The organism is Mesorhizobium sp. WSM4815, from assembly GCF_055811575.1.
Genome location: NZ_JBVVQS010000101.1, coordinates 290,389 through 308,965 on the forward strand (window position 1 = coordinate 290,389; position 18,577 = coordinate 308,965).

An 18,577-nucleotide genomic window follows, 5' to 3' on the forward strand; every position below is an offset into this window, starting at 1 on the left:
TCAGTCCTTCGTTTCCGCGCCCGGCGGATCGTCCTCGATCCGGGCGTAGAGGTAGTGGTCCTGCCAGATGCCGTTGATCCTGAGATAGGATCGGAGAAGTCCTTCGCGCCGGAATCCGGCTTTTTCAAGCACGCGGATCGACCGGGCGTTGTCGGGAATACAGGCAGCTTCGATCCGGTGCAACCTCAGCGTATCGAAGGCGAAGCGCGTCACCACCTTGACCGCGTCGGTCATCAGGCCACGGCCGCTGTAGCGCTCGCCGATCCAGTAGCCGATATGGCCGCTTTGCGCGACGCCGTGGCGGATATTGCCGAGGGTGATTCCACCGACAAGCTTGCCGTTGCTTTTGTCGAAGATGAAGAAGGCTATGGCCGTTCCCTGCGCATAGTCTTCGCGATAGCGGCTGAGGCGATGCCGCCAGGCCGTGCGGTCGAGCTCGTCGGGGTTCCAGCGCGGCTCCCACGGCTCCAGGAAGGCGCGGCTTTCCCCGCGCAGCACCGACCATTCCCGATAGTCGTTGGTCAGCGGCACGCGCAGCGTGACCCGGTCACCCTTCAGTGCCGGCAGGTCACGGCGAAAGAAAGGGAGCGCGAACATGACGCTTTGATGGACTTAGCCGGCGAGCTTTCGGGCCGTGGTCTGCGTGCCCGAAAGCGACTCGAGGACCGCCTCATAGGGAGCGAGCGTGCCCACCGGTCCGACGGCAGTCAGCGTCGGCTTGGTCGAAAACAGCCGTGACGACAGGTCCGTCAACCGCTCGACCGTCAACGCCGACAGCCGTTCCATCAGCTCTTCCTTGGCGATCGGCCGGCCGAACAGAAGCATTTGCCGGGCGATCTGCGAGGCGCGGCTGGCTGGGCTTTCGGCCGACATGATCAGGCCTGCACGGTACTGGGCGCGTGCCCGGTCGAGTTCTTCCTGCAGGATGTTCTCGCCGACCTTCTGCAACTCGCCGATGACCACCGGCACCAATTCGGCGATGTCGCTCTGCCCGGTCGCGGCATGGACGCCGAATATGCCGGTATCGGAAAAACCCCAGTGAAAGGCATAGACCGAATAGCACAGCCCGCGCTTTTCGCGGACCTCCTGGAAAAGGCGCGACGACATGCCGCCGCCAAGGATCATCGACAGGACCTGCGAGGCGTAGAAGTCGCGTACATGATAGGCGCGGCCCTCGAACCCCAGCACGATCTGCGCGTCCATCAGGTCGCGGTCCTCGCGGAAATCGCCGCCGACATATTGCGCATATTGCGGCATGGTGTTGTCGGACTTGCTGCGGAAACCGCCGAGATGCTTCTCGACCTCGCGCACGAAGTTGTCGTGCTTGATGTCGCCGGCGGCAACGACCACCATGCGCTCGGCGCCATATTGCCGTTCGATGAATTTGTGCAATTGCTTCGAGGTGAAGGATTTGACGGTTTCCGGCGTGCCGAGGATGGAGCGGCCGATCGTCTGGTGGCGGAAGGCCGTCTCGGTGAAGTGGTCGAAGACGACGTCGTCGGGTGTATCGTGTGCGGCGCCGATCTCCTGCAGGATCACATGCTGCTCGCGCTCCAGCTCCTGCGGGTCGAACTCGGATTCCTGCAGGATGTCGGACAGGATATCGACGGCCAGGGGCACGTCGTCGCTCAGCACCCTGGCATAATAGGAGGTGGTCTCGACACTGGTGGCGGCATTAATCTCGCCGCCGACATCCTCGATTTCGGAGGCGATCTCGAAGGCGCTGCGCCTTCTGGTTCCCTTGAACGCCATGTGTTCAAGCAGGTGGGCCATCCCGTGCTCTTCGCTACGCTCATTGCGGGCGCCTGATTTGATCCAGGCGCCAAGAGCGACGGATTCGAGGCTTGGAAGGGTTTCGGTGGCGACTGTCAGGCCGTTCGACAGACGGCTTACCTCAACACCCATATAGCTGATACTCCCTAATTTGCCGCCCGCGTGTGGCGGCTAACATAATCTTCCACCATTTTCAGGTCGGATGGAAGTACCGTGTATTTTTCCTCTGAAGTCATCAACCCGCCTAGCCATGCGGGCAGGGCAGGCGACACGCCGCTGGACGCTTCGACGGCGGCCGGGAACTTTGCCGGATGGGCGGTGCCCAGCACCACCATCGGCACGGCATTGGTGGCTCTTGCAACCGCAACGTGCATGGCCGCGGCCGTGTGCGGGTCGAGCAGATAGTTGCTGGCTGCGAGCGTCGAGCGGATCGTGGCTGCGACTTCGTCCATGGTCGAACGGCCGGCGTCGAATTCGGAGCGGATCCTGGCGATCTCGCCCGCTTCGATGGTGAAGGCGCCGGACTGCTTGAGGCCGCTCATGTAGCGCCGCACGGTAGAGGCGTCGCGGCCGGCCGCCTCGAACAGCAAGCGCTCGAAATTCGAAGAGACCTGGATGTCCATCGACGGCGACGTGGTCGAAAAGACGCCTTTCGTGCGGTACTCGCCGCTCGACAGCGTGCGCGCCAGAATGTCGTTGTCGTTGGTTGCGATGATCAGCCGCTCGATCGGCAGCCCCATCTTCTTGGCGGCGTAGCCGGCGAAGATGTCGCCGAAATTGCCGGTCGGCACCGTGAACGAAATCGGCCGGTCGGGCGCGCCGAGCGACAGCGCCGATGAGAAGTAATAGACGATCTGGGCCATGATGCGGGCCCAGTTGATCGAATTGACGCCGGACAGCGATACCCGGTCGCGAAAACCGTGATCGTTGAACATGTCCTTCACCAGGCCCTGACAATCGTCGAAATTGCCGTCGACCGCCAGCGCATGGACATTTGCGGCGATGGACGTCGTCATCTGCCGCTGCTGCACCGGCGAGACCCGGCCGTGCGGGAAAAGAACGAAGATGTCGGTTCGGTTGCGCCCGGCGAAGGCATCGATGGCGGCCCCGCCGGTATCGCCGGAGGTGGCGCCGACAATGCTGGCGCGCTGGTTGCGTTCGGCAAGCACATGGTCCATCAGCCGGGCGAGAAGCTGCATGGCGACGTCCTTGAAGGCAAGCGTCGGGCCATGGAAGAGTTCCAGAACGAACATGTTCGAGCCGGTCTGCACCAGCGGGCAGACCGCCTCGTGACGGAATGTCGCATAGGCTTCGCGCACCAGGCGTTCGAACACCGGCATCGCGATCTCGCCGCCGAGAAACGGCGACAGCACGCGGATGGCGAGGTCGGGATAGGCAAGGCCGCGCATCGCGCGGATCTCAGCTGCCGAAAACTGCGGCCAGGTTTCAGGGACATAAAGTCCGCCATCGCGCGCCAAACCAGCCAGCACAGCGTCGGAAAATCCAAGCACGGGCGCTTCCCCGCGGGTACTCACATAGCGCATCGTCATGTTCCATTGCTGCCGGGCGGTATTGTCCGCGGCAAAGTGGTTAATTTCCGTACTTGCTCAGTCGCATTTTTGCCGCGCGGTTGATATACGTCACCCGCTTTGCGAGAGGGAAGTGCAGTTCATGGCGTTTCATACATTTAACGGTCGTTTTGTCGCGGGTCTGGCGCTCGCCGGCTTTATGCTTACCGCCGCCGGCTGCCAATCAGGCGGCAGCAGCATGCTGGGCTTCGGAAAGAAGGACACGACACCGCCACCACCGCCGGACCCCAAGGTTCTCGCCAGCCAATTGCTGGCCTATTGTCCGAAAGTGACGCTGCGCGACGGCACCGCCTTCTTCAACACCTATGCCAAGGGCAGTCAAAAGCCCAAGAAAAAAGCCGCCACCCTGGATGCAGAAGCTGCCGCGCTTGACGCGAGCAGCGGCCAGCAGGATGGTTCCGCCAAGATCGTCTATCAGGCTTCGATCACCGATGTGACCCGCGACTGCATCCGCGCCAACGGCTCGCTGACGATGAAGATCGCCGTCGCCGGCAAGGTCGTTCCGGGACCGATGTTCAGCCCTGGCACCATCACCATGCCGATCCGTATCGCTGTGATGCATGGCAAGGAGGTCCTTTACTCGCAGCTTCACCAACATCAGGTCCAGGTTACCAATCCCTCGAGTGCCACCCAGTTCGTCTTCACCGATTCGAACGTTGTCGTTCCCGAGCCCACCGCGCGGGACTATCAGGTGTTCGCCGGCTATGACGAAGGCCCGCCGAAGAAGACCGACAAGAAGGTTGCCGCGGCCGAATAGCCGCGGTTTTGGATCTGCGCGTCCATTTGGACGCCTGCTTCACGCATCCGCCGACCACTCCGACAGGGCGGAGATCACGCTTTTCAGTTCCGCCCAGCGGCGGATGACCGTTTCGGCGCCGGCCTCGGTCAGCGCGTCGGCATGCCCGGGATAGCTGTGCGCCGCTCCGGTGAAGCCGATCACACGCATGCCGGCTGTCCTGGCGCCGGTCACGCCATGCACGGAATCCTCGATGACGAAGGTGTTCGCCGGATTGGCCTGGAGCTTTGCCGCGGCAAAGAGAAACACGTCGGGCGCCGGCTTGGATTTTCCGCTAGGTGTTTCCAGCGACGAAAAAATCCGGCCGCTGAAAAACGGCAGCAGATGCACCTTCTCCAGCATGAATTCGATCCGCTCGGTGCGCGAATTCGAGCAGATGCAGCGCGGCGCCGTCACCGCGGCGACCGCCTCGTGCACCCCGTCGACAGCGCGCACGTCGCTGCGCAGCCGGCGGTCGACCAGGTCTTCGGCGCGATCGATCAGCGAGGCCTGGAACGGGACGCGGGATTTTTCCTCGACCCGCATCATGATGTCCTTGAAGGTCAGCCCGGCATAGGTTTCGGAAACCTCCTCGGCCGATATCTCGTAGCCGGCCGACGTCAACAGCTCGGCCTCGATGCGCGCGGCGATGATTTCGGAATCGACGAGCACGCCGTCGCAATCGAAGATGACAAGGTCTGGCTGGGGCATAGCGATCCGGAAAGCGGGAGGGAGGAGGCTGGGACGGTTCAGGCGGCGCGGCATACACCAACAGGCCGATCTTCGCAAATTACCCGGGGTCTGCACCCCAGGCCTTCACCGAATATTTACGCTGATCGGTAACCATAACAGGGAGTAAACAGTAACGCGTGCTTTGGGTGTAACAATGTCTGCCGTGCGTCTTCTCGACGAGCTTTCCCATGCTCCCCAGCAATCTGAATGGCTCGATACGATCCTGAAGGGCGATTGCGTCGCCGCGCTCGACCGGCTGCCCGAAAAATCCATCGACGTGATCTTTGCCGATCCGCCCTACAATCTGCAGCTCGACGGCGATCTGCACCGGCCCGACCAGTCCAAGGTCGATGCCGTCGACGACGACTGGGACCAGTTCGCAAGTTTTGAGGTCTACGACGCCTTCACCCGGGCCTGGCTGCTGGCGGCGCGCCGCGTGTTGAAGCCCAACGGCACCATCTGGGTCATTGGCTCCTACCACAACATTTTCAGGGTCGGCGCCAAGATGCAGGATCTGGGGTACTGGATCCTCAACGATGTCGTCTGGCGCAAGACCAATCCGATGCCGAATTTCCGCGGCCGCCGCTTCCAGAACGCCCATGAGACGATGATCTGGGCCTCGCGCGATCAGAAGGGGAAGGGTTACACCTTCAACTACGAAGCGCTGAAGGCGTCGAACGACGACATCCAGATGCGGTCCGACTGGCTGTTTCCGATCTGCACCGGCGCTGAGCGCCTCAAGAACGAAAATGGCGACAAGCTGCATCCGACGCAGAAGCCCGAAGCGCTGCTCGCCCGTATCATGATGGCCTCGACGAAGCCCGGCGATATCGTGCTCGATCCCTTTTTCGGCTCTGGCACCACCGGCGCGGTGGCCAAGCGCCTCGGCCGCCATTTCGTCGGCATCGAGCGCGAGCAGGCCTATATCGACGCTGCCAACGAGCGCATCGATGCAGTCCGGCCGCTGGACGGCGCTGCGCTTACCGTGCTTACCGGCAAGCGCGCCGAGCCGCGCGTCGCTTTCGTCAGCCTCATCGACACCGGGCTGATGCTGCCGGGCGCCACGCTCTACGACGCCAAGAAGCGCTGGGCGGCCAGGGTGCGCGCCGACGGCACTGTGGCGGTCGGCGGCAGCGCCGGATCGATCCACAAGATCGGCGCGGAAGTGCAGGGGCTGGATGCCTGCAACGGCTGGACCTTCTGGCACTATGAGCGCAGTGGCGGCCTGACCCCGATCGACGAGCTTCGCCGCATCGCCCGCCTCGGCATGGAGCGGGCAGGGGCCTGACGATAACCGCTACAGAGGTCTCGTTGCACATCGTTCTCATGCGGCGCACAGGCCGAGGTAACGAACCATCGGGTCGAAGTCTCGGTCATCATGCAACAGCGCGTGTCCGCCCAGGATGCAGAATGTGCCGATAATCATATCGACTGTCTTGCGGATGGTGATGCCCCGCTGCCGGAGCATGCGGTAGTTTCGGGCAGCTTCGACTGCCGTCGCCGGATCCAGCATCGGCACGATGGCGAATTGTCGGAGGTTCCGCTCGATCAGTTGGGCATGCGGTTCGTTGAGCGCGCCTTGCAGCACTTCCAGCAGGATCAAGTCTCCGACCAGAATCTCCTGTGTGTCATCGAGATGCCTGAGCTTGCCGACCGAGACGCTGTCCGTATTGCGGAGATGGGCGATCCACACGGAACTGTCGACGACGATCATCGCTGCCGATCGGGCGAACGGCCTTCCCGCATGGCGTCGAGATCGCCCTCCCAGCCGGCGCCAGCAAGGGCGGCGATAGCCATATCCTGCCTGTGCCGGCGCACCAGACTGCGCAGCGCCACCTCAATCGTCGCTTTCTTGGTCTTGAGGCCGGAGGCGGCCATGGCCTCCGCGATCAATTCGTCGTCGAGTTCGATGTTGGTTCGCATGGTGCTTCTCGATGTGTATAGATTGGACTAAATATACACATTCTGCTCCTGACCAACAAGCCGTCACGACGAAAGAGAGGACATCTTCGACACCTAGTGGTCAGAATCTGACACTTGGTACCCGGTTGGGAGGTCGGTTCAGGGGTTCAGGGCGGTTAGCGAATCCTGAGTGGAGCGCGGAGCAACGCGACTTCGCGATGGAGTGCGGAGCTAACCGAAGTGGACCGTGCCCGGAACGGGTCTTCGGCTTACGCGTTGCAACGTGGAGGTGACGGCAGGCGTGCATCGCGACGCGCTGTTGGGTTTCCATCCAATTGTTGCCGCGACTGGACATGCGAAGCGCGCCGCAGTCATCGAAGAAAACGCTCATACATTCGTCATGTCCGCGGCGATGGGAGTGCTGGCACGACGTCGATCCAAAGGAAAGTAGATGAGTGCGTTCTCTCTTTCATCGGACGGGAAGCGAGACGTCGTCCAAAAATGATTTCGACTATTTGGTGGGCAACTGGAACATCAGGAACCGTACGTTGAAGGAACCACTGGCCGGCAGCGACGAGTGGGAGGAATTCGACGCGACCCAGGAGTTCCGCCAAATCCTGGTGGGTTTGGGCAACTTCGACATTTTTCATACGGACTTGGGAGGACAGCCGTTCGAGGGCCTCACCGTGCGATTGTTCGATCCAAAGACGCGTCTCTGGACGATCTACTGGGCCGACAGCAACGCGGGCAAACTCGACGACGGAAAGGTGGGCTCGTTCAATGGCGACGAAGGCGAATTCTTCGGCCGTGAGGTTGTGGCCGGCAAGGACGTTATCGTGAAATTCCACTGGGATAAGCGCAACCTGAAAACCCCGATTTACAGCCGTGCGTTCTCCGCTGATGCAGGCAGAACGTGGGAATGGAATTGGTACTCGAAGTTTTCACGACGGTGACTGACTGAGTTGGCCCAAACTAAATGTCGCTCCTTCGCGTGCAGCCAAGAGGAATCCCGAGCCGGACTCTTGTGTCAGGTGGGTACCACTAGCGCGGTAGCCGGTTCGGGTTTTCGGCGCCGCCGGAGGATCACGGTGAGCGATTCCCGAGGAAGAGTTATTGACCTTTGCCCACCGTTTCTCGAATGCTCGATTCTCTTATCCATCGGAGACCAGATCCATGAAAGCTCTTGCCTCGCCGTTTGTCGCCGCCCTCGTCATGGGTTTGTTGGCCTCTCCGGCGATTGCCCAGAACACCGGCGCAGAAAACCAGCTTGATGCGGTTATCAAGAACGGCAAGCTGCGCGTCTGTACGACCGGCGACTACAAGCCCTTCACCTTTCATGACAAGCCCGCGAACAACTACCAGGGCATCGATATCGATCTCGCAAAATCTCTGGCAAGTTCACTAGGGGTCGAGGCGGACTTCGTGGCGACTACCTGGAAAAAATTGCTTGCCGATTTTACAACCGGCAAGTGCGACATCGCGATGGGCGGTATTTCGGTGACCCTGGAACGCCAGAAGCAGGTGTTCTTCAGCGAGCCCTATCTCGTCAACGGCAAGGCACCGATTGCGCGCTGCGAGGACGAGGCGAAATTCCAATCGATTGCCGACATCAACAAGCCGGATGTGACTGTGATTGTTAATCCCGGCGGGACCAATGAGAAATTCGTGCGTGAAAAACTCAGTGACGCTAAAATTGAGATCTACCCGGACAACGTCACGATCTTCCGCCAAATCCTTGACGGCAAAGCCGATATCATGATCGCCGAATCGGTCGAAACCGAGTTGCAGGAGAAACTTCACCCCGGCCTTTGCGCGATCAACCCCGAGAAGCCGCTCCAATATGGCGAAATGGGTTATATGCTTCCTGAGGGTGCCGTTGTCTTCAAGGCCTATGTCGACCAATGGTTACATCTTGCCAAGGCGACGGGTGAGTTCGATCGCATCTTCGCCTCACACGTCAAGTAGCGCGCGAGACGGATCCAAGCCGTGGACCGCGCGTCTCAGCGACTGCGGTCAGGCCCGTCACAGTGATCACACTCTCACCCCCAGGCGATCGAGGTCCGCCTCGAGCGTCTTTGCGTCGGTGAACAGCACCGACTGCCAGCCGGCCGCCTTGGCGCCGTCGACATTCTTTTGGCTGTCGTCGATGAACAGCGTGGCCGCGGGCTCGAGGCCGAACGCGGCGACGTGATGGTCGTAAATGCCGCGATCCGGCTTGATCATGCCGATCTCGCCCGAAATGGTCACACCGCGCGGGCGGTTGAGAAAGTCGAAACGCTGCCGGGCTTCGGCAAGCGTGTCTGACGCAAAATTGGTCAGCATGGTGACGTCGTGGCCGCTCTCGATCAGCTTGTCCATGAGCTGGACGCTGTCGTCGTAAGCGTGCGGCACCATCTCGTGCCAGAGGCGGCGGAAGTTGCGGATGTTTTCGGCGTGGTCCGGGTGTTCGGCGATCAGCAACGCCTCGGCCTCTTCCCAGGTGCGGCCGCGGTCCTGCTCGATGTTCCAGTCATGCGTGCAGACATTGTCGAAAAACCACTTTCTCTCCTCGGCATCCGGAATGATACGGCTGAATGGCAGGTTCGGATCGTAGTGGATCAGCACTCTGCCGATGTCGAAAACGATGTGGCGGATTTCGGTCATTCTTGTCCTCGTTCAACGCAGTTCAAATGGGGCGACGTGGGCGATTCAATGTGCGCGCTGCTTCTTCGTCGCGCCCGGTATCGCTGCTTCGATTACCTTTTTCATGACGGTGGGCAGTGCTTCGCCGGAAATTTCGTCGGCCAGCGACCAGAAATGACCCGCCGGGGCGGCGACATCGGCCATCGCTTTGAAGATTTCGAGTTCGAGCGTGAAATGGGTGAAGACATGGCCAATTTTCCCGGCTGGCCGCCAGTTGCCGGGGAAGGGCGCCGCCGCCGCTGTGGTGCCGCCGTCGATCCGCGCGGTCCAGCCGGTCGTCGGCACTTCGGTCATGCCGCCGAGCAGGCCCTTATCTCCACGTTTGCGCAAAAGGATGGCGCCATCGCCGCGTACTGCAACGAAAGCAGCCCCGCGCCGCAATGGTTTCTCGCCCTTCGGCAGGCGGACAGGGAAGCGTTCGGCATCGCCGGAAATAATGGCGCTGCAATCCTCACGCAGCGGGCAGAGCCCGCAGCGCGGCCGCCGCGGCGTGCAGATCGTCGCGCCGAGATCCATCATCGCCTGGGCGAAATCGCCCGGTCTGGTCGCTGGAACCATGCGCTCGACATAGGTGCGTATGTCGCTCTTGGCCTCGCTCAGCGGCGTGACGATCGAAAACAGCCGGGAAACCACCCGCTCGACATTGCCGTCGACGACCGCGGCGGGCTGGTCGAAGGCGATCGCGGCGATCGCCGCCGCCGTGTAGGCGCCGATGCCGGGCAGCTCTCTCAAGCCAGCTTGCGTGTCCGGAAACCTGCCGCCTTGCCGCGCGACGAGGTCGGCGCAGGCCTTGAGATTGCGCGCGCGGGAATAATAGCCGAGTCCGGCCCAGGCCTTCATGACGTCTTCTGTCGGTGAAGCGGCCAACGCCTCGATATCGGGCCATTTCTCGACAAAGGCCCGGAAATAGGATTTTACGGCTTCGACCGTGGTCTGCTGCAGCATGACTTCGGAAAGCCAGACCCGGTAGGGATCGGGTCGTATGCCGCGTGCCAACTCGCGCGGCGCAATGCGCCACGGCAAGTCGCGGTGATGCCCGTCGTACCAGGCGAGCAGGCGGGACGCGATCTCGCCGCTGTCTCCGGATGCGGCTTTGCCGCTGTCGCAGGATGCGGTGTTGCGGGTCTGGTCGTGCAGTGCCATTGATCGAGGACTGGCCTAACCGATGTATGGTGAAGGTCGTGACTGGAGAACGCACATGGCAGGGAAAAGGCCCTTCAGCAATCCCGTTCCGGTGAGTGATCTCGCAACCCAGATCCTCGATCCGGTGCTGCGCAAGCGAGCCGGCATGTCGATCGGGCTCGTCCAGTCATGGGAGGAGATTGCCGGGCCGCGGCTTGCCAGCCGTTCGCGCCCTGAAAAGATCCAGTGGCCGCGCCGCATGCATGAAGATGATCCGTTCGAGCCGGCGGTGCTGGTCATCGCCTGCGAAGGCATGGCGGCGCTCCATCTGCAGCACGAGACCGGCGAGATCATCAACCGGGTCAACGCCTTCCTCGGCTTCAACGCTATCGGCCGGATCAGAATCGTGCAAAAGCCGGTCACGGTTGACAAAGGCCGGCGTAAACCAAGCATCCGGCCGCTGACCGCGGCCGAGAAGGTGAAGCTGTCGGGCACTGTCGGAATGATCGAGGATGATGGGCTGCGTGCCTCGCTGGAGCGGCTCGGCGCCACCATTCTCGGTCAAAAGAAAATATAATCTCGCGCTTTCGTGATCGCGTACCCAGGATTTGGCGATTGGAATGGGGACGGCGATGCCTTAATTCGCGCCAACTCTCGCCTTTTCTAGCCTTTGCATTGCAAAATCCAACCATTGTCAGGTGATTCGTATGCCCCGTCTTTTATCCCGCAGAAACCTCCTGTCGTCACTGGCCGCCATTCCGGCGGTGGCTCTGCTCGCCGCCTGCAGCGACTCGGGCGAGAAAGCCGTGGCGGAGGATGTGAAGCCTGCGGCCCCAGCCGATGCGATGAAGCCGGCCGATCCGGCAAAGCCGGCCGCTCCGGCCGCGGCCAAGGCGCCTGAGGCCCAGGGCACGGTGGACATGGCTGCCTTGCTGAAGCCCGGCGCACTGCCCGACATGCAGCTCGGCAAGGACGACGCGAAGGTCGCCATCGTCGAATATGCCTCGATGACCTGCCCGCACTGCGCGCATTTCCATGAAACCACCCTCCCGGCGCTGAAGACGAAATACATCGATACCGGCAAGGCCCGCCTTATCCTGCGCGAGTTCCCCTTCGATCCCAGCGCCGAGGCAGGTTTCATGCTGGCGCGCTGCTCCAAGGACAATTATTTCCCAATGGTGGACGTTCTGTTCAAGCAGCAGGCGAACTGGGCAGGTGTCGCCAATACCAAGGACGCCCTGCTGCAAATCTCCAAGATGGCCGGTTTTACACAGGAGTCGTTCGAGGCCTGCTTGACGGACCAGAAACTTCTGGACGATGTGAGGTCGGTCCAGAAGCGCGGCGCCGATGAATTCAAGGTCGACTCGACTCCGACCTTCTTTATCAACGGGAAGACCTACAAGGGGGCGCTGTCGATTGAGGAAATCTCGGCCATTATCGACCCTCTGCTTTGACGTTTCGGCAGCGCCGAAGCGGCTGCGCTTCGGCGTGCGCAACTTTTTGTTGCGCCGCGAGTTCTTGTCGCCAAACCGCGGAACACTTTTGCAGAACCCGCTTTTGGGGCGGCGCGAATGAAATTCTCGCGCCTTCGCCTGCTCGGTTTCAAGTCGTTCGTCGAACCCGGTGAGTTCGTCATCGAACGCGGCCTGACCGGCATCGTCGGCCCCAACGGCTGCGGCAAGTCGAACCTTGTCGAGGCGCTGCGCTGGGTGATGGGCGAAAGCTCGTACAAGAACATGCGCGCGTCCGGCATGGACGACGTCATCTTTTCCGGTTCCGGAACGCGTCCGGCCCGCAACACCGCCGAAGTCACGCTTTTCCTCGACAACAGCGACCGTAGCGCGCCCTCGGCCTTCAACGACGCGGACGAGTTGCAGGTTTCGCGTCGCATCGAGCGCGAGGCGGGTTCGCTCTACCGCATCAACGGCAAGGAAGCCCGCGCCAAGGACGTGCAGCTGCTTTTCGCCGACCAGTCGACCGGCGCCCGTTCGCCCTCGATGGTCGGACAGGGCCGCATCGGCGAGCTGATCCAGGCCAAGCCGCAGGCGCGTCGCGCGCTGCTGGAAGAGGCGGCCGGCATTTCGGGTCTGCACACACGTCGCCACGAGGCGGAACTGCGTCTGAAAGCGGCCGAACAGAATCTGGAACGGCTGGACGATGTCGTCGGCGAGCTGGAAAGCCAGATCGAAAGCCTGAAGCGCCAGGCTCGCCAGGCCTCGCGCTTCAAGAACCTGTCGGCCGATATCCGCAAGGCTGAAGCGACGCTGCTGCATCTGCGCTGGACGCTGGCCAAGACGCAGGAAGGCGAGGCGCGCTCGGCGCTGGCGATCGCCACGGCACTGGTGGGCGACCGCGCCGCTGCCCAGATGGCTGCCGCCAGGGAGCAAGGGATCGGCGCCCATCGGTTGCCGGACCTGCGCGATGCTGAAGCCGCCGCCGCCGCCGCCTTCCAGCGCCTGTCGATCGCCAAGACGCAGATCGAGGAAGAAGCGGGCCGTATCCGTGCCCGCCAACTGGAGCTCGACCGCCGGCTCCAGCAGCTCGACGGCGACATCGTCCGCGAGGAGCGGATGGTCCGCGACAATGCGGATATTCTTGATCGCCTCGCCGCCGAAGAAGCCGCGCTCAACGCCGAGAACGCCGGCGCCGCCGACCGCGATGCCAGCACCCGCGCGGCGGTCGAACAGGCGGCTTCGACGCTTGCCGCCAGTGAAGCCAAACTCGCCGAGTTGACCGCCGAACGGGCGGAGGCCGCCGCCTCCCGCAACCAAATCGAACGAACGCTGCGCGACACCGCAGAGCGCCGCGACCGTTTCGCCCGCCAGCTCGCCGATGTCGACCGGGAATTGTCCGATATCGCCTCCAGGGTCGCCGGCCTGGCCGATCCCGCCGAGAAGCAACTTCTGGTTGAAAAGGCGCTGGCGCTGCTCGAGGAAACCGAAGCCGCGGCGATTGCCGCCGAACAGGCTGTCGCCGAGGCGCGCGCGGCGGAGAGCGCCGCCCGCCCGCCGGTTCAGGATGCAAAGGCCGAGCTGGCGCGAATCGAAACCGAGGCCCGCACGCTGGCCAAGATCCTGAATGCCGCGAGCGGCGACCTCTTCCCGTCCGTGCTGGAGCAGATCAGCGTCGAGCGCGGCTACGAGACGGCGCTGGGCGCGGCCCTTGGCGAAGATCTCGACGTGCCGCTCGACCGTAGCGCGCCGGTGCATTGGGGCCAAAGCGAGGTCCAGCCCGGCGACGCCGCTCTGCCCGAAGGTATCAAGAGCCTTGCCAGCGTCGTCCGCGCGCCGGCGCAACTCGCCCGCCGATTGGCGCAGATCGGCATCGTCGACGCTGCTGAGGGAAGACGGTTGCAGGCGCAGCTTGCTCCCGGGCAGCGGCTGGTCAGCCGCGAAGGGGCGCTCTGGCGTTGGGATGGTTTCACCGCCAGCGCCGACGCGCCGACCGCCGCCGCGCAGCGGCTGGCGCAGAAAAACCGGCTGGCCGAACTCGACGCCGAAGCGGTCCACGCGAACCGCATCCTGCGCCAGGCCGAACAGGCCCTTGCCGATGCCGAGCAGGCGCTTGCCCAGGCGAGCGAGGCCGAGCGCAACGCCCGTCAGGCCGGGCGTGATGCCCAGCATGGGCTGGACGCCGCCCGCAACGCGCTGGCCGAGGCCGAGAAGGCCGGCGGCGAGCTGTCGAGCCGGCGCGCCGCACTTGACGAGGCGCGCGCGCGCATCGTCGACAGCCATGAAGAGACGGCCGCGGCTTTCGTCGAGGCCGAGATGCTGCTGCAAAGCGCTCCCGATCTCGGTGATCTGCAGTTGCAGCTCGAACAGTCGGCCGCCAACGTCGCTCGCGACCGCGCCACCCTTGCCGATGCCCGCGCCGTCCATGAAGGCTTGAGGCGGGAAGCCGAAGCGCGCACGCGCCGCCTCGACGCCATCGGCGCGGAACGCCGCAACTGGCTGGAGCGCGCCGAAAACGCCTCGACGCAGATCGCCGCACTCGGCGAACGCAAGGCCGAGGCCGAGGCCGAACGCGAAAGGCTGGCCGACGCCCCCGACGAGATCGACGCCAAGCGGCGCGCCTTGCTGTCGCAGCTTGCCGAAGCCGAAAGCCTGCGCCAGGCCGCCGGCGACCGGTTGCAGGAAGCGGAAAACAAGCAGTCCGAACTGGACAAGGCCGCGACGTCAGCGATCCAGTCGCTGGCCGAGGCGCGCGAAACCCGAGTCCGCGCCGAAGAGCGGCTGACCGCTGCCGATGAAAGACGGCTGGAGGTCGAGGCGCGCATCCAGGAAACGCTGAACACCCCGCCGCATCTGGTCATCCGCCACACCGGCCTGGAGGCCGACAGCCCGATGCCGGAGATGACTGAGATCGAGCGTCAGCTCGACCGGCTGAAGATCGAGCGCGAGCGGCTCGGCGCCGTCAATCTGCGCGCCGACGAAGAGCAGAAGGAACTGTCCGACCGGCTGGAGACCATCGTTTCCGAACGTGAGGACATCATCGAGGCCATCCGCAAGCTGCGGCAGGCGATCCAGAGCCTGAACCGCGAAGGCCGCGAACGGCTTCTGGCTGCCTTCGACGTGGTCAACGGCCATTTCCAGCGGCTGTTTTCGCATCTGTTCGGCGGCGGCACGGCGGAACTGCAACTGATCGAGTCCGACGATCCGCTCGAGGCCGGTCTCGAAATCCTCGCGCGGCCGCCCGGCAAGAAGCCGCAGACGATGACGCTGCTTTCCGGCGGCGAGCAGGCGTTGACGGCGATGTCCCTGATTTTTGCCGTGTTCCTGACCAATCCCGCGCCGATCTGCGTCCTCGACGAAGTCGACGCACCGCTCGACGATCACAATGTCGAGCGTTTCTGCAATCTGATGGACGAAATGGCGGCCACCACCGAGACGCGCTTCGTCATCATCACGCACAACCCGATCACCATGGCCCGCATGAACCGGCTGTTCGGGGTGACCATGGCCGAGCAGGGCGTCAGCCAACTCGTGTCGGTCGACCTGCAGGCGGCCGAGGCCCTGCGCGAGGCGAGCTGACGCGTCGACGCACAGCTTGTCGGTAGCGCCTATTGGGGCTTTCGGCTAAAACACGAATTGGACTGGGTCGGTTCCGTTCATTCTGATGAGCGTTTTGATGTTGCCATGATCCTCTCCGAAATCGATCTCGATTTCGCGATCATGTGCCAGCATATGCGTGGAGAACCTTGTTGCCTGTACTTGTCACGGGAGCCGCAGGATTCATCGGCAGCCATGTTTGCCATCATCTCCTGAGCAGGGGGGAAGCGGTCGTCGGCGTCGACAACATGAACGACTATTACGACCTGGCGCTCAAAAAGGGGCGCCTCGCCCGCTTGCAGCCTCACAAGGATTTTTTATTTCACCAGATCGACATCGCCGAACAGGGCGCTCTTGCCGACGCTTTGGCCGGGCAAGGCATAGTCAGGATCGTCCATCTCGCCGCTCAGGCGGGTGTGCGCTTTTCACTCGACAATCCGAGGCTCTATGTCCGTTCCAATGTTGTCGGCCATCTCGAAGTGCTCGAATTCTGTCGCGCGCAGCCCGCATTCGAGCATCTGGTCTATGCCTCGTCGAGCTCGGTCTATGGCGGCAACCGCAAGGTGCCGTTCAGCGAGACCGATCAGGTCGACAAGCCCGTCTCGCTCTACGCCGCCACCAAGAAGTCCGATGAATTGATGAGCCACACCTACGCCCATCTCTTCGGGGTGCCGCAGACTGGCTTGCGATTTTTCACCGTCTACGGTCCCTGGGGCCGGCCCGACATGGCCTATTGGATATTCACCAAGGCAATGCTCGAAGGCAAGCCGATCCGGGTGTTCAACAATGGCGAGATGTGGCGCGATTTCACTTATGTCGAGGATGTGGTGAGAGCTGTCGTTGCCGTGCTCGACAAGCCGCCATCGGCTGAAGTTCCGCCGAGCAGGCTCTACAATGTCGGCAACAACCGGCCGGTGCGGCTCGGCGATTTCATCGACACTCTGGAAAAACTGCTCGGCGTAAAAGCGATCCGCCACACCGAGCCGATGCAAAGCAGCGATGTCGAGCGGACCTATGCCGACATGACTGCGCTGGAGCGCGATTTCGGCTTCAAGCCGAGCGTTTCGACAGAGGACGGGCTGAAAAAATTCGTCGACTGGTACCGGTCGGAATGGGCTGCAGGATCAACGACAAGGTGACCGCGGCCTGCGGGTCGTCGCCTGCGGTCTCCGCGTTTGCGGCCCGAGGGGCGCGACTTCGCTCCAATCGCCGCTTGTTATCGCCTCAGCCCACTCATGAAGGTCTTTACACGGGCAGGGTCGACCTGGTTCCACCAGACGCCATCATGCTTCAGCGCGCTGGCGATGATGACGCCGTCGACGATGCCAAGGATATCGTTGGCATTGTCGGGCGTCACGCCGCTGCCGACCAGCGTCGGCAGGCCGGCGGCCTCTTTGATCATGCTGATATAGCTCAGATCCGCAGCGTGCCCGGTGCGTTGACCGGTCGCGATGATGGCGTCGGCGTCGAAGAAGACCAGATCCTTGACCAGTTCCTCCACCGGGCGGTCGGCAACGATCGCGTGCGCGCCGTGCTTGACGTGAGCATCGGCGAAGACGCGGATGCCGTTGGCGCGCAGCCTGGCGCGGTAGCGTGCTGCGCGACCGGACTCCCCCTCGACAAAACCCTCATTGGCGACATAGGCATTCGCCCATTGATTGACGCGGATAAAGCCCGCGCCGGAGGCGCTGGCGATCGCAAGGGCAGGGATCGCGGCGTTAGCGAGCACATTGATGCCGACCGGCTTACCGAACTCGCGGCGGATACGGTCGGAAATAACCGCCATATAGGCCGCTGTCTCCGGTCCGATATCGTCAGGTTTGGCAAACGGGATGTCGCCATGATTCTCTACGATCACGCCGTCGCATCCGCCATCGAGATAAGATCTCGCATCGTCCAGACCGCGCTGATAGATCGCCTCGACCGCCTCGCCGTCATAGCGCGGCGCGCCGGGAAGCGGCGACAGGTGAACGACGCCGATCACCACCTTGGTGCGGCCGAAAAGTTCTACCAGCGCGACGCCGCCTGATTGACCGAGTTGGGTCATGAGAGCTCCGTTTGATCGATGAGCGCCGCCATTTCAGACGCGGAAGGACAGGATATCAATGTGCCCGGGCGAGTCACCGCAATTGCGGCAGCCGCGAGCGCGAACGTCAGCCCTGGGGCAACCGACATTCCCTTGGCAAACCCGCCGGCCAGGCAGCCGCAAAACACATCGCCGGCGCCGCTGGTGTCGAGCGCCTCGACACGTGGTGCCGGCAAACGAAACGATCCTCCCTGGTCCGGGCCAAGGGCGAGACAGCCTTCCGCACCGAGCGTGATCACGACTGTCTCGGCGCCTTTGGCCGCCAGCGCGTCGGCGGCGGCTGCCATGTCATCCTGGCCGGTCAGCGCTTTCGCCTCGGATTGATTCACCACCAACACCTGCGCCAGGCCGAAGTCAGGCAGAGCCGCCGCATCGATAGGGCTGGCATTCAGGACGGTGCGCGCGCCATTTTCCTGTGCTGCCCGCAGGCAGGCATCTATCGCGGCGCCTCGCAGGTTTCCTTGGCAGACAACGATGTCGCCAGACGCGATTCGGCCCGCAAGTGCGGTTTGTGCGATCGGATCGAACGCCTCGCTGCAGGCGACGCCGCTCACGATGAAGTTCTCGCCGCCGGCCCCAATGACGATGGTCGAGCGGTCGCTTGGCAGGTCGAATTCAATCGCCTCGAGGTCAGACAACTCCCTGTCGAGGCGGCTCCTGATCCATGCGCCTGCGCGGTCCTTGCCGAGCGCCGTCCAAAACGTTACCGCAGCACCCGTGCGCGCGGCGGCAACCGCCTGGTTTGCTCCCTTGCCGCCGAGGCCGTCGGCGTAGCTGCTGGCGTTCAAGGTCTCGCCGGCGGCAGGGAAGCGGCCGACGCGAAAAATCGTGTCGACGCAGGCATTGCCGACGACATGGACATGCATCG

General features: G+C 62.9%; 18 protein-coding genes. 8 read left to right on the top strand and 10 right to left on the bottom strand.

Annotated elements, in window-relative coordinates; translation table 11 throughout:
• From AC0L2B_RS26950 to thrC, 3 genes are read right to left on the bottom strand one after another with little or no spacing between them, the layout of a single operon-like run.
• Positions 1-597, bottom strand: a complete 597-nt coding sequence (locus AC0L2B_RS26950) for a GNAT family N-acetyltransferase (protein ID WP_023799303.1) — start codon at positions 595-597, stop codon at positions 1-3.
• Positions 598-612: 15 nt separating this feature from the next.
• Complete coding sequence (locus tag AC0L2B_RS26955) at positions 613-1,905, bottom strand: M16 family metallopeptidase (protein ID WP_023799302.1); 1,293 nt, start codon at positions 1,903-1,905, stop codon at positions 613-615.
• Positions 1,906-1,919: 14 nt separating this feature from the next.
• Positions 1,920-3,317, bottom strand: coding sequence for a threonine synthase (thrC, locus tag AC0L2B_RS26960; RefSeq protein ID WP_473747753.1), 1,398 nt, complete (start codon positions 3,315-3,317; stop codon positions 1,920-1,922).
• A gap of 127 nt (positions 3,318-3,444) precedes the next feature.
• Here thrC and AC0L2B_RS26965 point away from each other — a divergent pair, with 127 nt between their 5' ends.
• Complete coding sequence (locus AC0L2B_RS26965) at positions 3,445-4,119, top strand: hypothetical protein (protein ID WP_287172147.1); 675 nt, start codon at positions 3,445-3,447, stop codon at positions 4,117-4,119.
• Positions 4,120-4,158: 39 nt separating this feature from the next.
• Here AC0L2B_RS26965 and AC0L2B_RS26970 read toward each other — a convergent pair whose 3' ends face one another.
• Complete coding sequence (locus AC0L2B_RS26970; RefSeq protein WP_473747468.1) at positions 4,159-4,848, bottom strand: HAD family hydrolase; 690 nt, start codon at positions 4,846-4,848, stop codon at positions 4,159-4,161.
• Positions 4,849-5,023: 175 nt separating this feature from the next.
• On the opposite strand from AC0L2B_RS26970, the gene AC0L2B_RS26975 reads away from it, so the two are divergent.
• Entirely contained in the window at positions 5,024-6,157 is a 1,134-nt protein-coding gene (locus AC0L2B_RS26975; protein ID WP_023799298.1) for a site-specific DNA-methyltransferase, read from the top strand.
• Between the two features lie 36 nt (positions 6,158-6,193).
• Here the strand turns inward: AC0L2B_RS26975 and vapC are convergent, their stop codons facing one another.
• Both vapC and AC0L2B_RS26985 read right to left on the bottom strand, forming a co-directional pair.
• On the bottom strand, positions 6,194-6,583 hold the full coding sequence (gene vapC / locus AC0L2B_RS26980) for a type II toxin-antitoxin system VapC family toxin (RefSeq protein WP_473747470.1): 390 nt from the start codon (positions 6,581-6,583) through the stop codon (positions 6,194-6,196).
• Entirely contained in the window at positions 6,580-6,792 is a 213-nt protein-coding gene (locus tag AC0L2B_RS26985) for a type II toxin-antitoxin system VapB family antitoxin (RefSeq protein WP_473747471.1), read from the bottom strand. Before AC0L2B_RS26985 ends, vapC begins: the two co-directional genes overlap by 4 nt.
• 434 nt (positions 6,793-7,226) lie before the next feature.
• On the opposite strand from AC0L2B_RS26985, the gene AC0L2B_RS26990 reads away from it, so the two are divergent.
• Positions 7,227-7,724 carry a hypothetical protein gene (locus AC0L2B_RS26990; RefSeq protein WP_473747472.1) on the top strand — a complete coding sequence of 166 codons (498 nt, stop codon included), beginning with the start codon at positions 7,227-7,229 and terminating at the stop codon, positions 7,722-7,724.
• A gap of 220 nt (positions 7,725-7,944) precedes the next feature.
• Positions 7,945-8,736, top strand: coding sequence for a transporter substrate-binding domain-containing protein (locus AC0L2B_RS26995; RefSeq protein ID WP_473747473.1), 792 nt, complete (start codon positions 7,945-7,947; stop codon positions 8,734-8,736).
• Positions 8,737-8,802: 66 nt separating this feature from the next.
• Here the strand turns inward: AC0L2B_RS26995 and AC0L2B_RS27000 are convergent, their stop codons facing one another.
• Entirely contained in the window at positions 8,803-9,414 is a 612-nt protein-coding gene (locus AC0L2B_RS27000) for an HAD family hydrolase (protein WP_128167653.1), read from the bottom strand.
• Positions 9,415-9,459: 45 nt separating this feature from the next.
• Positions 9,460-10,596, bottom strand: a complete 1,137-nt coding sequence (gene mutY, locus AC0L2B_RS27005; RefSeq protein WP_473747475.1) for an A/G-specific adenine glycosylase — start codon at positions 10,594-10,596, stop codon at positions 9,460-9,462.
• A gap of 55 nt (positions 10,597-10,651) precedes the next feature.
• Here mutY and AC0L2B_RS27010 point away from each other — a divergent pair, with 55 nt between their 5' ends.
• From AC0L2B_RS27010 to AC0L2B_RS27025, 4 genes are all read left to right on the top strand, one after another.
• Complete coding sequence (locus AC0L2B_RS27010) at positions 10,652-11,152, top strand: DUF721 domain-containing protein (RefSeq protein ID WP_473747477.1); 501 nt, start codon at positions 10,652-10,654, stop codon at positions 11,150-11,152.
• A gap of 130 nt (positions 11,153-11,282) precedes the next feature.
• Positions 11,283-12,029 (top strand): DsbA family protein, encoded by a 747-nt coding sequence (locus AC0L2B_RS27015; RefSeq protein ID WP_091595939.1) that lies wholly within the window; start codon positions 11,283-11,285, stop codon positions 12,027-12,029.
• 117 nt (positions 12,030-12,146) lie between these two features.
• Positions 12,147-15,605 (top strand): chromosome segregation protein SMC, encoded by a 3,459-nt coding sequence (smc, locus tag AC0L2B_RS27020; RefSeq protein ID WP_473747478.1) that lies wholly within the window; start codon positions 12,147-12,149, stop codon positions 15,603-15,605.
• Between the two features lie 170 nt (positions 15,606-15,775).
• Positions 15,776-16,762, top strand: coding sequence for an NAD-dependent epimerase/dehydratase family protein (locus AC0L2B_RS27025; RefSeq protein WP_473747480.1), 987 nt, complete (start codon positions 15,776-15,778; stop codon positions 16,760-16,762).
• A gap of 77 nt (positions 16,763-16,839) precedes the next feature.
• On the opposite strand, the gene AC0L2B_RS27030 is transcribed toward AC0L2B_RS27025, so the two are convergent.
• Both AC0L2B_RS27030 and AC0L2B_RS27035 read right to left on the bottom strand, forming a co-directional pair.
• Complete coding sequence (locus AC0L2B_RS27030; RefSeq protein ID WP_473747482.1) at positions 16,840-17,670, bottom strand: BtpA/SgcQ family protein; 831 nt, start codon at positions 17,668-17,670, stop codon at positions 16,840-16,842.
• Positions 17,667-18,575 carry a PfkB family carbohydrate kinase gene (locus AC0L2B_RS27035; RefSeq protein ID WP_473747484.1) on the bottom strand — a complete coding sequence of 303 codons (909 nt, stop codon included), beginning with the start codon at positions 18,573-18,575 and terminating at the stop codon, positions 17,667-17,669. The genes AC0L2B_RS27030 and AC0L2B_RS27035 overlap by 4 nt, the downstream gene beginning before the upstream one ends.
• Positions 18,576-18,577 lie beyond the last annotated feature (2 nt).